Source organism: Prevotella aurantiaca, assembly GCF_015262605.1.
Lineage (GTDB): Bacteria > Bacteroidota > Bacteroidia > Bacteroidales > Bacteroidaceae > Prevotella > Prevotella aurantiaca.
This window is the reverse complement of the sequence record NZ_JABZSJ010000010.1, coordinates 40,125-55,773: the sequence shown is the minus strand read 5'-3', so window position 1 is coordinate 55,773 and position 15,649 is coordinate 40,125. Positions and strand designations below refer to the sequence as shown.

The following is a 15,649-nucleotide window of genomic DNA, read 5'->3' as shown; positions in this document are numbered from 1 at the left end:
CTCCTAAGAAATAAAAGGGGAATGGGAGATTTTAAGCACATTTTTGTCACATAAGCCTTATTACAACATAAAAAGAGAGCAGTATAAACACATGAAGAACAAAAACCGGCTTCCATGAAAGAATCACAGAAGCCGTTATAATAAAGTTTCCGTTTAGATTTTTACAACCTTTATGCTACCATCAGCAAGTCTCAACTTAGCAACATAAACACCACAATGAGGCAAAGTCAGCACAATTTCGTTACTACCGAGTGGCTTGCTTACGCTAATTAAAGCGCCTGAAGTATTGTATAGCTCTACAGAACCTATGGTTTTATCGGCTATAATGCGTACTTCGGTTTCACTTTGTCTAATAACAGAGAGCGCTGAACCTACTGTAACAACGCCATTTACAACATCTGCAACAGCAGGATAATCACCTTCAATGTTGTCGCCCCACAAGAACAACCAGTTATTGTCGGCATACGACTTCTCCGAACCTTTTCTTACGTGTAAGTACACTTTATTAAATTCAACATCGCCAAACACCTCTTCTCCGAGAGTTGGGGCTGTTTTACGATAGCCGTAAATATCTTTCAAGCCATGGCAGGCATAGAAAGCACGTTCGCCAATACCTACCACAGAGTCGGGTAGATATATTTTCTGCACGTTGTTGTTATAAGAAAAAGCATAATCAGCAACGTAAGAAGTCTTTGGTTGAAGCATAAATTCGGTCTTAGTGCCCTTGCAAGGAACTGCAATAAGGTAGAGTCCTTTTCCAGTTGTACTTCTATAATAAAGCGCATTGTCCTCGTGAACCATATAGTTGTTTGTAGTAAAGTTGAACAAAGCCATACCATTATTCGACAAAGCACCTGTACCTACCTTCTCAAGATTTGCTGGAAGTGTAATCGCTTTTATATCCTGACACTCAAAGAATGCCATAGAGCGGATTAGTTTGGTTTCAGCAGGCACAACAAAATTGTCGCTTTTCAGTGTTTGTGGACACTCGTAGAGCGTGGTTTTATCCTTAGAATAGAGTACACCATCGGCTGTCATCATGTGCGTACTGCCTGCAACCACAGTGAAACCACTAAACTCTGGACATTGTAAGAAAAGCTTTGCACCTGTCTTTTCAACTGATGCAGGCAGTTCAAGAGTTTCGAGTGCAACGCAACGCTGGAAAGCATTGTCTTTAATCTCCTTCAAACCTTCGTTCAGTTTCACATTTGTAAGCACCTTACAGTTGTAGAAAGCACGTTCGCCAATTGTTTCTACACCCGTTAAAGTAAGCGAAGTAAGCGATACACAGTTGGCAAAACATGTTTCGTCTATTTCCTTTAAAGTTTCTGGAAACTTCACTTTCATGAGGTTAGAACATGACATGAACGTACTGCGCGAAAGCTTTTTAAGACCAGTAGGTATGGTTACCTTCTTCAGATTTTCGCACAATACAAAAGCATTTGTACCAATAGAATCTATTGAATTAGGTAGTTCGATAGTCTCAAGGTTAGTACAATCGCTAAAAGCCTGCTCTCCAATCACTCTTAATTTGCTGTTTGGAGCAAACGTAACCGACTTTAAGTCGACAGCATAGAAGAACGCGCACTGCCCAATAACTTCGAGAGAAGCTGGACATTGTACGCTTCTTACAGACGAAGTTGCAAAGGCATTCGGAGCAATTTCGCGTATTCCTTCAGGAATTTTGTAGTCGATAGGTGCACCATCGGCTTTTACTAACACATCTCCTTCAATTACCTGTGCCGATAAAACAGATGGCACAAGAGCTAAAGCTGCAAATAATAAAGTTTTAATTCTCATAATAATATTGTTTAGGAATAAAATTAGAACTCTTAGTTTTTATTTGTTTCTTTCCTTGACTCCTCCTTTAGCCAGAGTCCGTATCTAAAGAAAGATAGTATAGTCATGCAAAGGTAGTAATATTTTTGCGTTTTTTCTAATTTATAGAAAATATTTTATAATTGGGCAACACTTGCACGTGGATAGGGCGGAATAGAAGGGAAACGACTGGTAGAAACGGAGGAGGAGGATGTTGAAACTTGATGGTAAAAACCTATTCAACAAACTAAAGTAAGGCAATTTAAATGTAAAGAATTTACAGAACAGGTATTATCGCGTAACACTTTCGTAATCAACACTTTACAAAATAGCCTATTTTGCAGATCAAAAGTGCCTGTTTTGCACGATAAAACAGGCACTTTTGCAACGCAATATAGGCACTATTAGCGTGCGAAACAGTTTTCATGGTTTTTCATTTGTATTTTTCTTTACAAGTAACAAGTATTTCGATACAAAAAAAGGAAGCTGTTTATAACAACTCCCTTTGATGATTGGGCAGTATGATTAGGACTGCAAAACAAAGCCTTAGCGCAATGCTAAGGCTTTGTTTTCGTTTTCTTCCATTATCTCTCGTTCGCCGGGCGCTTTGTCGTTGATACCACAAAGATGGAGTACACCATGGATAATGACACGAAAAAGTTCTTCTTCGTAAGTCTTTCCAAACTTCTCTGCATTCGTACGAACTGTGTCGAGCGATATTACAATGTCGCCATTGAGCACGTTACCCTCGCAATAATCGAAGGTGATAACGTCAGTATAGTAGTCATGGCCAAGGTATTCGTTGTTCACTTCAAGTATTTTCTCGTCGTCAACAAACAAGTAACCAATCTCGCCAACCTTACGGTTGTGGCTCGCTGCTACTGCTTTAATCCAACGAGTAGTATCGCGTTTACCTATCTTTGGGAGCTTAACGCCCTCTGCATTGTATGTTATCATTCGGTAATTGTTTTATCGTTTCTGTGGCAGAAACTCACTAACGTCTCTACCAAAGTGTATAAGTTCGCGCACAAGGCTTGAGCTGATGCTGGCAAACTGTGGTTCTGCCACAAGTAAAAGAGTCTCCATACCACCCAGAAGGCGATTAATATCTGCCTGCTCGCGCTCGTATTCAAAATCTTTTATGGTACGAACACCTTTTATAAAATAGGTGGTGTGCTCGCGATGGGCAAAGTCTACCGTTAGGTCGGTATATGCTTTCACCTCTATTTTTGGTACATCGGCATAGAGTTGCTGTATTGTAGACACACGTTGGTCGGTGTTTTGTATATACTTTTTGCGCTCGTTCACGCCTACACCAATCACTATTTTATCGAATAAAGGCAATGCCCGACGTACAATTGAGTCGTGTCCAATGGTGAAAGGGTCGAAACTTCCCACAAACAACCCTACTCTTGCTGTGTGTTCGCTGTTATTTGCCATTGCTTTAAAGTTTTATTCGATTTTTACTCTCAACTTTTATTACTTCTATTTTTTACTTGTTTTGCCTGTTATCTAAAAAGCGCATAGAAATGGCTCTTAGGCTTACTCTTCACCACCATAGTATTAGTAGATGGCGCAGAGATGGTTAATCCACTACAAGTGTTTATGCGATGTTCTCCAGCATTGGTCAAAGACGAGAAATAATACTCGGTATGAGCCTCGTAAGGAACAAGTTCTGTTAAGGCAGCATCAAACTTTTTCGTTAGTTCAACATCTCTTGAGCATAGGCGACGAATATAATCCCCGAAGTCAAAAAAGACTTCTGGAACATAACCATCAAGTACTTGAAGGTCTGAACTAACTGCTTTTCCTATTTTATATTTCCTATGAATGGAGCTAAGCACGTTCATCATAGCATCTACTTTGCTGCAATCGGTTACGGAAATAGTTCCATAATGATATTTATTTTGACCAATAGCATAGTTTGAATAGAAGGTATAGAACGCATCTACTACACTCTTATAATCTGGTTTTGTAGGCGAAAGGAACTTCCACATTTGGCGATAAGGCATTCCATGTCCCATAATTTCGGTTGGACAACCTATTAGATAATCGGTAACACGGTTCAATTCGTAAGCTGTTTCTATATTTGCCATGTAGCAATCGTCGAAGAGCAAGAACTGCAAATGCTGAAGTCTAGAACGTCGTATACCATTAGCGAGAGCATCAATATCCATCTGAATGTCTGAACCACCAAAGTAACGAGTCTGTCGAGTAATAGGTAATCCTAACGCTTCGTTTCTGTCTCGGTCAGCAGCAATACGATTACGGATATGTGCTGATGTACTTGAAGCGTATATCCAGCCTACTCCATGGCTACCTACAATCATAGAATAAGTAGGAGCAGGGGCAATTTCAACCACCTTATTTAATAAGCTCGCCATCTTATCTGCTGTATTCATAGCACCTTCATTGTAAACTTTGAGAGTATCGTTATAGCATTTTCCGTTACGATAAGTAATTCTCATAAGATGACTTTTGGTGCTTGAATTAGCAATTAGAACCAATAAGTTAGTACTTTTCAGACCATGTTGCTCAACAATACCTCTCTTCATATCTTCGATATTGTACACAAAGAAATCATACAAGTTCTGTTTTGTACCTGTCCAAGGCATATAAACAAAGATTGTTTTTTCTTTTGTAAAGTCGTCATCAGTTGGTTCTGGATCTTCTTTACTGCAGGATATTAAAGTCGCTGAAGTAAGCATTAACAATAGTATTGCAATGCTATTGAAAGTCTTTAGCGTCCTTTGACCCACGCTAAATAAATATTGAAAGGAATGTTTCATATCTTCTATCATTTAGAATAATCTTATTATTTAATCTGCAAATATAGCAATAAAATAATGAAAAACCCAATGCTGGAGCTTTTATCCATGCATTGGGCTATAAATTGATGAGATAAATTAACCTTAGTACTTAACGTAAATCAAATAATCTTCAACTTCACCAACCTCGAAACGGTCGCAAGCATCAGCATATCCACCTTGCTTCATAGAGATACGAACACGGTGATAACCCTTTGATAAGCCACGAGGAAGGTTGATACGGCCATAAATTGTTCCGTAAGCTACCTTCTGAAGTACCATTTCAGAACTATCAAACTCTTTATCATTGTCAAAGTCTATCCACATACGCCAGTAGTTATAACCACTCTTTCCGTTTGGACTCAAGGTATAACGCAAGCTATAACCAGAGTATGCAGTTGTTGCCTTATTTGTGAAATCAGAGTATCCACCTGAAGTATAAGATGAATAATTCTGGATCCCACCAAGCTCTACAAAGCGAATGTTTGCAGTAGATGGGCTTGTTACACCAGTCTGACAATAACCTGATGGTGTTGGATTTGGCTCTGGATTTGGATTTGGCTTAGGATCTGGGTCTGGTTTTGGATCTGGTTTTGGAGTTGGTGTTGGATTAATATCATCAGATACCTGGATATCGTAATCCTCTACCTCACCAGATGTAAAGCTTCCTTCTGATTTTGCATAAGTTCCCCAGCTCATACAAACACGCATACGTACCTTATGACGTGTTGCTCTTGTAGGAACAGTAAATCTACGAGTTAGTTTTGCACCTCCCATTGAAAGACCATAAGCAATCATTTCGTTGCTGTCGAATTTCTTATTGCCATTGAAGTCAATCCATGCTGTCCAGTATTCTGTATATACAGTGCCTGTAAAACCAGGAGTAAGTGTTAATTCATAAGTTGCACCAGGAGCCAATGCAATAAGGTCTTTATTGTAATAAGCATATCCTGTACCTGAACTACCAGTTTCGTTACCTACAGAACCAATTTGTACATTCTTAATAAATGTAGTTTGGCATTGCTTTCCCCATGCTTTAGGATAACCACCTTCATCTACTGGGTCTGGTTCTGGAGTTGGATTAGGGTTTGGTTCTGGATCTGGATTTGGTTCTACACCACCTGGAGGTGCGAAATTAACAACGATAGATTGGTTATTATTATAACCACCAGCGCCACCACCAGTACCTAATGAGCCAGGATTGAGAGCATAAAGTAGGAAGTAACCATCTGACATACCTCCCCATCCCCAATTGAAGTGGAAGTAGTTGTTTTGAGTATAACCATCGCAAACAAAAGAGTGAGCTCCTCCGCTACCACCACCACAATATTGTACAGGACGTCTAGCATCAAGTTCGCGCTTAACAAGTGCTACCCATTGTTCGTAAGTGTAGTCAGAACGTTCAGCGCTCTGTACTGCTGATGGATATTTATAATATGTTTTCAATGCTCTTGGCACATATTGTTGCCAAGTACCACTACCATAAGGACTAAAGCCCATATCGATAGAAACTGCAACACCATAGCAGAAACGTGCGATATCGTCATTGCGTTGTCTCAATACTGGACCAGGCATATTATCCCAGTTGATGTCATAATCGTAATTAAATGACAATGTACCATAAGAAGATCTGTAGCTGTGAGAACCTGTACCACGCTTTGGATACTTATAGTAACGCATAATCTGCGATGTTGCTGTTGCAACACAACCTACTGGTGTATTGGAAGGACAGTAGGCATTGTAGTAAGGACTTTGATTCCACTTAATATTGCCCAACAATGGTCCTACAATAGCTTCTGCACGAGTAGGAGAAGGCTCTAAGTAAGCTTCACGCATATTTTCTGTTTCTGCAGAAGGTTTGATTTTAACGTTAGCAACTTTAATCTGTGATGCAAACTCATTAAACATGTACTGAGCTCCATCAGGAATATTTTCTGTTACAAACGGACCATCGAAAGAGAAACCAAGAACTGGAGAAGTAACCTTTGAACCAGATACTACAACATAAGCTGTAGAATCGAGATTGATTACATAGTATGAAGGATGAGTAATTCCGCCTGTACGAGTAGCAGTTTTTTCATCGGTCAAAACTACTTTTAATTTTCCTCCACTTACCGCACGTGTTGCGGCAGCATCGGTTCCATTGTTCTGAATGAATCGCTTTGCGATTTCAATAGCTTCGTCTTGGTTAACAAAAACACTTTCATTAGTTACAGTATCGACTGATTCTACTCGATCTGAACATGAGAAGAGAATAACCACTCCAAAAGCTGCACATGCAACTTTGAATGATTTCTTAATCATTTTATTCATTGTAAACAAGTTTAGATTTACAAATAAGATTAACTAATAAATATTAGATTAAGTCATAAAAGCAGAAAAAGTTCTGTTACAACAGAATGCCGCAACAGAACCTTTCCTTATAATTTATTACTTAAAGTAAATGCTTGAAATTTCGAATTGCGTTTCAACTGTTACGCCTGCACCACTACCAACTACAGAGAACTTAGGTTCCATGCTCTTTTGTTTTGCAAGAAGATCTGAAACAAAGAATTCTTGGTATGTTTCGCTATAATCCTTATCGTTCTTCGGTATGATTCGTGCATCGTAGTCGCGCATGTGAGTATAAACACGTACACGGTTGCGGAGGAAGTCTTGGAATGATTCGTCATCCTTCTTCTTCAAACAAACGATACATTTTTGGCCTGTTACTTGTGTAAACTCCTTACCCTTCTTAACGTTGATATAGTTTTTACGACCAATGTTGAAGATGTCAGAGATCTTTTCACCATTATAAGTAATCCAACCTGTACCATACAATTCAAATTCTGGACCATATTCTACCTTACGGCTACCTTCTGTTCCCTTAAGTCCTGAAAGGCTAAGTTCAAGGTACATTTCCTTAAATTCAGGAACGAAAGAACGAGTAATAACATCGTATTCGCCATTTGATACTACACGGCACATAGAGTTATCTTTAGTATAACGCAAAGAGAAGCTGATAGGAGTTACTTCTGACATTGAGATATCTGCAGTCATATACTCTTTGAAGCCTTCCCAACCATTTATAAGGGCCGTACTCTGGCTCTTTGCACCACCACCAATGATTGTTACGTTGATCTTACTATCGTCGAGCACCTTTTTATATTGTGTCTCAAGTTCAATGTTAAGATCGATAGCCTTAATTGCAAAGTTAAGGGCAGCACGTACTTCACTGAGAGAGTGCTTAGTATCAACACTCAAGAAAATCATACGACCATAAGTCAAGTTGCTTACGTAAACTGGTTGATATTGGTCGATGAGGTATGGATTGATTGAGGTGAAGATTGTTGGAGTCTTTGGGAAGTCGGTAGTAACAGTGTACTGCTTCTGAATAAACTTAGCCAAGATATGGTTCTGTTCCTTATCGAAATCGAAACCGAAGTTAGCACCAAAGTCTACATATTGGTTTCTGAATGTTGCACCAACCTTTGCCATTGCTTCTTCTTTAGAAGTAATAGACTCAACACTATGCATTGATGTTACAGCATTTGGCTGATAGTTCAACTTTGCCCAATCGTTGAATGCTTCACGATATTCACTTAAGCGTGGGTTGAAAATAGTTTTTCTGATGCTTTCAGAAGGTGTACCTTCAGTTACTACTTTGCTAATAGAGAAAGTAATATCACCTACTTCAGCTTCAGTTAATGGAGTATAGGTACCATCTTCAATAGAGCTACCTTTCAAAACACAACCTGGATAAAGGATTTCTGCGTTAGGATCGAGAATCATTGTTTCGTCGAACATAGCAGAAGCCTTATAGTGCTTCTTTGTTATAACCCAGTATCCTGGCATACCATCGTTATAACCAGGTACTTCTTCAGTACTAACATCAGAAGTTGTAGGTGCAGATGCACGCATTGTAGCTGATGCTCCAGGTGCTTTAAGACTACCAAGATAAGCTTGGATTTCTGCTTGGTCGGTAATAATACCCTTCTTTTGTTGTTGGCTAACATCAATTGTGTCATCAACATTAGAGCAACTACTTAGCCCTAAGATTGCTGCTGTTGTCAACAGATAGATAATTTTTTTGTTCATAATAATGATACTTTTAAATTAGATATATGATATTAATAGTTATTTTTATCTTACAACAATTTGAGCATAGAAAGTCTAATTTCTTGCATTTATTGTTCTCTCGTTAACTCGGTCGTAGTTATCGTTTTTGCACTTTTATCGGGTCAAAAGTACAAAAAATAATAATACCAACAAAATAAAGTATAATATTTTTTTATTTAATGTATTTTCATACTCAAAAAGTGCCGATTTTTGTATTTAAGTTACATTTCTTTAATTCCTTTAATAATATTATTCATCTATTGTTAAGGCGTTTACAGAAATATCAACAATAAACCTTTTAAATTTTATGTATATATATTATTGATTTTTTAACGTGCAAATAAATTCATTGCCAAAACCCGTGATTTGAAAGAAATTATTTAAGGTTAAACTTATCAAAAGATCTTATTAGCCACTTTTGCCACCACAAAAAACCTACCCAAATAATATTCTAGTCTTTGCTTCAGCTATTCTTATATTGAATTAAAAGCTAACGAAGTGTGACGCAAAGATTATATTGTAATTTTAAAAGTTATAGTAGTTAAAATGTAAAACAGCAGACCAATTATATTAAACTTGGTGCTGTTTTTCTATTATCAGGTGAAGTAAATATCCTTCCCTTGCAAAGGAAATATTGTCGGTCAAAAGAAGAGGGATTTACTTATCAGAAAATTATAATTACAAAATTAAAAAACTTAATTATAATTTTATTTTTTGTAATTACAAATTGTTGAATTTATAATTATATTTTTTCAAGCTTCTTTTTTCATTTGTTATATATAATAATATAATAAGGTAAAGGAAACTTATCATAAGCAAGAAAAGAGAATATGGAGTCCCTTCAAGGATACCATTCATTATGCTTACAGCATAAGCTCAATGAAAATGGCTTTAGTCGTATATAAAAAATAAAAAAATCCCGCAATGCAATCTGCATCGCGGGGTTTCTTCTTTTTTGATTAAGAGAAACTTTTGTCTCTCTATTCTTACTTTTTCATGCTTTAATCAGCAAGCTTTGCCTTGATAAATTCTCGATTCAAACGAGCTATATTAGCAATAGATTCATTCTTTGGACATTCAGCCTCACATGCACGAGTATTTGTACAGTTACCAAAGCCAAGTTCTTCCATCTTCATAATCATTGCTTTTGCACGCTTAGCAGCTTCTGGACGGCCTTGTGGGAGAAGTGCCAACTGACTTACCTTAGAAGAAAGGAAAAGCATTGCTGAACCATTCTTACATGCTGCAACACATGCACCACAACCAATACATGTAGCGCAATCCATTGCTTCGTCAGCATCTTCCTTAGGAATAAGGATAGCATTAGCATCTTGTGGTTGTCCAGTACGAATACTTGTGTAACCTCCAGCCTGTATAATCTTGTCGAATGCACCACGATCTACCATGCAATCCTTAATTACTGGGAATGCAGCAGAACGCCATGGTTCAACAGTAATAACATCTCCATCGTTGAAACGACGCATGTATAACTGACAGGTTGTAGCACCTGTAGCTGGACCATGTGGGTGTCCATTAATGTAAAGAGAACACATACCGCAGATACCTTCACGACAGTCGTGATCGAAGACAAAAGGTTCTTTGCCATCTTCGATAAGCTGCTCGTTGAGAATATCCAGCATTTCAAGGAAAGAAGTATCACCAGGGATATCTTTCATCTCGAATGTATCAAAATGACCTTGTGCTGTAGGTCCGTTCTGACGCCATACTTTAAGCGTGAAACTTATTATTTTTTCCATTACGTTGATTTCTTTTTAATGTGTTGCCAAAGCAACTTTGACCTAAATTAGTTCTTGTAGTTACGTGTTTGAACCTTAATTGCCTCGTACTGGAGAGGTTCCTTGATGAGTTCAGGTTCAGTAGTATCACTGCCCTTATACTCCCAGCAACCTACGTAGAAGTAATTTTCGTCGTCACGCTTAGCTTCACCTTCTTCAGTCTGATACTCCTCACGGAAGTGACCACCGCAGCTTTCATTGCGCGAAAGTGCATCGTAAGCTACAAGCTCACCCATTGTAATGAAGTCACGAAGGTGGATTGCTTTATCAAGCTCTACGTTGAGTCCGTCCTTGCTTCCTGGAATAAAGAGGTTAGTTTCGAATTCTTTACGTATTTCCTTCATCTTTTGGAGACCTATCTTTAATCCTTCTTCTGTACGACCCATACCTACGTAATCCCACATGATATGGCCAAGCTCTTTATGAATAGAGTCTACACTGCGCTTACCCTTGATATTCATAAGACGATCTATTTCGTCTTGAACACCCTTCTCAGCCTTAACAAACTCTGGATGATCGGTAGGGATCTTAGTCCAAAGAGATTGATCTGCCAAGTAGTTCTGTATAGTATAAGGTAATACAAAGTAGCCATCTGCTAGACCTTGCATCAATGCAGAAGCACCAAGACGGTTAGCACCATGATCAGAGAAGTTACATTCGCCGATAGCGAAGAGTCCACTAATAGTGGTTTGCAATTCATAATCTACCCAAATACCTCCCATTGTGTAGTGGATAGCAGGGTAAATCATCATTGGATTGTAGTACTTAACTCCATTAATTTCCTTAGCTAATTCACCAGGATTTACGTCAGTAATTTCTTCATACATATCAAAGAGGTTACCATAACGCTGGAGAATAACATTCAAACCAAGACGGTTGATACTTTCAGAGAAATCAAGGAAAACAGCCAAACCTGTATTATTTACACCGAAACCATGGTCACAACGTTCTTTAGCAGCACGTGAAGCCACGTCGCGAGGAACCAAGTTACCAAATGCTGGATAACGGCGCTCCAAGTAATAGTCGCGGTCTTCTTCTGGAATATCTGAACCTCTCTTTGTTCCTGCCTGCAATGCCTTAGCATCTTCTATCTTCTTTGGAACCCAGATACGACCATCGTTACGCAATGATTCTGACATCAATGTAAGCTTAGATTGCTTATCACCATGTACAGGAATACAAGTTGGGTGAATCTGAACGTATGCAGGGTTTGCAAAATAAGCACCCTTACGATAGCACTGAACAGCTGCTGTACAGTTACAGCCCATAGCGTTAGTAGAAAGGAAATATGCATTACCATATCCACCTGTTGCAATAACAACTGCATTTGCAGAGAAACGCTCAAGTTCGCCAGTTACCAAATTTTTTGCTATAATACCACGTGCATGGCCATCAATAACAACTACGTCTTCCATTTCATAGCGTGTATAAAGTTTTACACGACCATCATTAACCTGCTTGCTTAATGCTGAATAAGCACCGAGAAGAAGTTGCTGACCTGTTTGACCTTTTGCATAGAATGTACGTGAAACTTGTGCACCACCGAAAGAGCGGTTTGCTAACATACCACCATACTCACGTGCGAAAGGTACTCCTTGTGCCACACATTGATCAATGATGCTGTTAGAAACTTCTGCCAAACGATAAACATTTGCTTCACGAGCACGATAGTCGCCACCCTTTACAGTATCATAGAACAAACGATAAACTGAGTCGCCATCGTTCTGATAATTCTTTGCAGCATTAATACCACCCTGAGCAGCAATAGAGTGAGCACGACGTGGTGAGTCCTGAATACACAAATTGTAAACAGTAAAGCCCATTTCGCCAAGCGATGCTGCAGCACTGGCACCAGCCAAACCGGTACCAACAACAATTACATCAAGCTTTAATTTATTCTTAGGATTAACCAAACGCTGGTGAGCCTTATAGTTGGTCCACTTCTCTGCTACTGGTCCTTCTGGAATTTTTGAATCTAATATCTTAGCCATAATCTTTGTATCTTTCTATTAGAATTAATGAATAAAGCAGGTTCCACAAAGGCTTGGTGCACATTTGAATGCGAAAGCAAGCACAACAATTAAGAAACCTAACATGAGAAGTGTGGTATAAACCAAACCTATCTTCTTCCAACGGTTGAACCAAACCTTACCGCTGATACCGAGAGTCTGCATTGCTGACCAGAAACCATGTGATAGATGGTACCAGATAGCACAAAGCCAAATGATGTAAATTACAACATAAATTGGGTTCTCAAATGTTTTAATAATGTACTCAAAGCCATTTGAAGGGTCAATATCTTGATGCATACCAATTATTTCTGCAAACATCATGTTGTACCAGAAATTAAACAAGTGAAGCAACAAGCCCAATAGAACAATGATACCCAACACCAACATGTTTTTAGACGCCCATTCAACCTTAGGACTTGAACCTGTTACAGCGTAACGTTCGTTACCACGTGCACTACGATTCTGTGCAGTTAAGATGAAAGCGTAAACGATGTGAGCCACTGTCAGTGCTCCAAGGCCTACAGTAGCAACTACTGCATACCAGTTTGCACCAAGAAATTTACAAATCATATTGTAGGCCTCTCCAGAGAAAAGCGCAACAATATTCATCGACATGTGGAATGTCAGGAATAGAATAAGTGCGATACCTGTTACAGACATCACAACTTTTCTACCAATAGAAGAATTGATTAACCACATAAATGTTTTGTTTTTTAATATTTAAACTGTTTGAATTAATTTGATCTTGTTTTTGTAAATGCATAATCCAAGGGGTATACTGATAAAGTATCATTCTTTCAGCAAATACCCAAAAGTTGGTATCAAGTGGGAATGTATCCGCTGCAAAAATACTATAAAATAATGATAAAGCGAAGTTTTTTTAATAAAAAACGACCTTTCAATAGGTGCTTAAAGCGTAATATTGACATCGTCTAAACAAGCAGTAAGAAACGAAATGAAACTACAATCTCAATTATTAAAGTAGATAAAGAAGTGAAAACCTAGGTAAAGTAACAAAAGTTAAGCGAAAACAATCTTATAATTATAACAAGTAAGTAGCATTTGCTTGACACATTTATAGTGATATTACAAATATATAGAAAATGATATTATCACAATATTTCTGAAGAAAATACAAATGGGAAAATAGGAAAAGGAAGGAATATGTAATAGCAATATGTCGGAATTGTGCTAAATAATTCAATTTAATTTCTTACTTTTGCCAAAAAATAGAAAAAGAATGAGCATTACTTTCAAATATGATGTGCTAGTGATTGGCGGCGGACATGCTGGTTGCGAAGCAGCTACAGCCGCTGCTAATATTGGTGCAAAGGTATGTTTGGTAACAATGGACATGAACAAAATAGCCCAAATGAGTTGTAATCCTGCAATAGGAGGAATTGCAAAGGGGCAAATTGTGAGAGAAATTGACGCCTTGGGTGGTCAAATGGGACTTGTTACTGATGCTACTGCTATTCAGTTTCGGATGCTCAACCGCTCGAAAGGACCAGCTGTTTGGAGCCCAAGAGCGCAATGCGATAGGGAGAGGTTTATAACAGAATGGAAAAAAACTCTGAACCTTACAGATAATCTTGATATATTCCAAGACCAAGCTGAAGAACTAATCGTAAAGAATGGGCACGCAATAGGAGTACGTACAATATGGGGCATAGAGCTTTTTGCACGCGCAATAGTCATTACAGCTGGAACATTCCTTAACGGACTCATGCATATAGGTAAAAAACAGGTGGAAGGCGGTCGCTGTGCTGAACCAGCAGTACATAACTTTGCGGAAAGTATAACATATTGGGGAGTGCGCAAAGATAGAATGAAGACGGGGACTCCAGTACGAATAGATAAACGTTCGGTTCACTTTGATGAGATGGAAGCACAACCAGGCGAAAATGATTACCATCAATTTTCTTACTTCGGGCCGCGCAGAACTCTTCCACAACTACCTTGTTGGACATGTAACACCAATGAGGAAGCTCACAATATTCTACGTAAAGGAGTTACAGAATCTCCCCTTTTCAACGGACAAATACAAAGTATAGGTCCTCGTTATTGCCCGTCTATTGAAACTAAACTTGTAACATTCCCAGACAAAGACACACATCCCCTCTTCCTAGAGCCTGAAGGTGTAGACACAAATGAAATGTATCTGAATGGCTTTTCTTCATCTATGCCGTGGGAAATACAATTAGAAGCGCTACGAAAGATTCCAGCCCTACGCAACGCTAAGATGTATCGCCCAGGTTATGCAATCGAATACGATTACTTTGACCCTACGCAACTCAATCCATCGTTGGAATCAAAGATTATTGAAGGATTGTTCTTAGCGGGTCAAGTAAATGGAACTACGGGCTATGAAGAAGCAGGAGGTCAAGGAATAGTAGCAGGAATAAATGCAGCACTGCTATGCGCAGGAAGTAAACCCTTGCTTATGAAGCGTGATGAAAGCTATATAGGCGTACTCATCGACGATTTAACAACAAAAGGGGTTGACGAACCATATAGAATGTTTACCTCCAGAGCTGAATATAGGATATTGCTTCGCCAAGATGATGCAGATGCACGACTAACAGAAAAAGGTTATAATCTTGGCATAGTAAAGCGCGAACGCTATGATTGGTGGCTCCAAAAGAAAAAAAATATAGAACGAATAATTGATTATTGCAATATAACTTCGATTAAACCGAACGAAATTAATGGTTATTTAGACACAATTGGAAGTTCTGCAATTCAGGGTCCATTTAAAATTTCAGAACTAATTGCACGTCCTGGTATAAGTTTGTATGGTTTGGCAGAACACTTATCACATCTTAAAGATGTATTGGAAGAATCACCAAACAGAAAAGATGAGATTAGAGAAGCAGCTGAAATAAAAATAAAATATAAAGGTTATATCGAACGTGAGCGTACTTTTGCAGAGAAAATGCGCCGCCTTGAAGATATAAAAATAAAGGGTCACTTCAATTATAGTGAGATTCATGATTTATCAACAGAGTGCCGCCAAAAATTAGAACGCATACAACCTGAAACTCTTGCACAAGCAAGTAGAATCCCAGGCGTTAGCCCTAGCGACATCAACGTGCTTTTAGTACTCATGGGAAGATAA

General features: G+C 38.6%; 10 protein-coding genes. 1 reads left to right on the top strand and 9 read right to left on the bottom strand.

Translation table 11 applies throughout. The annotated features are described in order from the left end of the window. Nucleotides 1–153: 153 nt before the first annotated feature. The 9 genes from HXN26_RS03380 to HXN26_RS03340 all read right to left on the bottom strand — a co-directional run bounded on the left by HXN26_RS03380 (nucleotide 154) and on the right by HXN26_RS03340 (nucleotide 13,230). On the bottom strand, nucleotides 154–1,800 hold the full coding sequence (locus tag HXN26_RS03380) for a leucine-rich repeat domain-containing protein (protein ID WP_273158703.1): 1,647 nt from the start codon (nucleotides 1,798–1,800) through the stop codon (nucleotides 154–156). Between the two features lie 564 nt (nucleotides 1,801–2,364). Beyond that, nucleotides 2,365–2,775, bottom strand: coding sequence for an rRNA maturation RNase YbeY (ybeY, locus tag HXN26_RS03375; protein ID WP_025000319.1), 411 nt, complete (start codon nucleotides 2,773–2,775; stop codon nucleotides 2,365–2,367). Between the two features lie 12 nt (nucleotides 2,776–2,787). Continuing rightward, nucleotides 2,788–3,258: a pantetheine-phosphate adenylyltransferase gene (gene coaD / locus HXN26_RS03370; protein ID WP_273158701.1), complete on the bottom strand. Its 471-nt coding sequence runs from the start codon at nucleotides 3,256–3,258 to the stop codon at nucleotides 2,788–2,790. A gap of 68 nt (nucleotides 3,259–3,326) precedes the next feature. Then, nucleotides 3,327–4,607 carry a clostripain-related cysteine peptidase gene (locus HXN26_RS03365; protein ID WP_273158699.1) on the bottom strand — a complete coding sequence of 427 codons (1,281 nt, stop codon included), beginning with the start codon at nucleotides 4,605–4,607 and terminating at the stop codon, nucleotides 3,327–3,329. A 123-nt stretch (nucleotides 4,608–4,730) separates the two neighbouring features. After that, a complete protein-coding gene (locus HXN26_RS03360) occupies nucleotides 4,731–6,938 on the bottom strand; it encodes a C10 family peptidase (RefSeq protein ID WP_273158697.1) in 2,208 nt (735 codons plus the stop codon). Between the two features lie 117 nt (nucleotides 6,939–7,055). Continuing rightward, a complete protein-coding gene (locus tag HXN26_RS03355) occupies nucleotides 7,056–8,702 on the bottom strand; it encodes a thiol-activated cytolysin family protein (protein WP_273158695.1) in 1,647 nt (548 codons plus the stop codon). Nucleotides 8,703–9,724: 1,022 nt separating this feature from the next. Further along, on the bottom strand, nucleotides 9,725–10,480 hold the full coding sequence (locus HXN26_RS03350) for a succinate dehydrogenase/fumarate reductase iron-sulfur subunit (RefSeq protein WP_025000316.1): 756 nt from the start codon (nucleotides 10,478–10,480) through the stop codon (nucleotides 9,725–9,727). Nucleotides 10,481–10,527: 47 nt separating this feature from the next. After that, on the bottom strand, nucleotides 10,528–12,510 hold the full coding sequence (locus HXN26_RS03345) for a fumarate reductase/succinate dehydrogenase flavoprotein subunit (protein ID WP_025000315.1): 1,983 nt from the start codon (nucleotides 12,508–12,510) through the stop codon (nucleotides 10,528–10,530). Nucleotides 12,511–12,534: 24 nt separating this feature from the next. Next, nucleotides 12,535–13,230, bottom strand: a complete 696-nt coding sequence (locus HXN26_RS03340) for a succinate dehydrogenase cytochrome b subunit (protein ID WP_273158691.1) — start codon at nucleotides 13,228–13,230, stop codon at nucleotides 12,535–12,537. A gap of 547 nt (nucleotides 13,231–13,777) precedes the next feature. On the opposite strand from HXN26_RS03340, the gene mnmG reads away from it, so the two are divergent. Further along, the gene (gene mnmG / locus HXN26_RS03335) at nucleotides 13,778–15,649 is read left to right on the top strand and encodes a tRNA uridine-5-carboxymethylaminomethyl(34) synthesis enzyme MnmG (RefSeq protein WP_273158706.1); all 1,872 of its coding nucleotides are present in this window, start codon (nucleotides 13,778–13,780) and stop codon (nucleotides 15,647–15,649) included.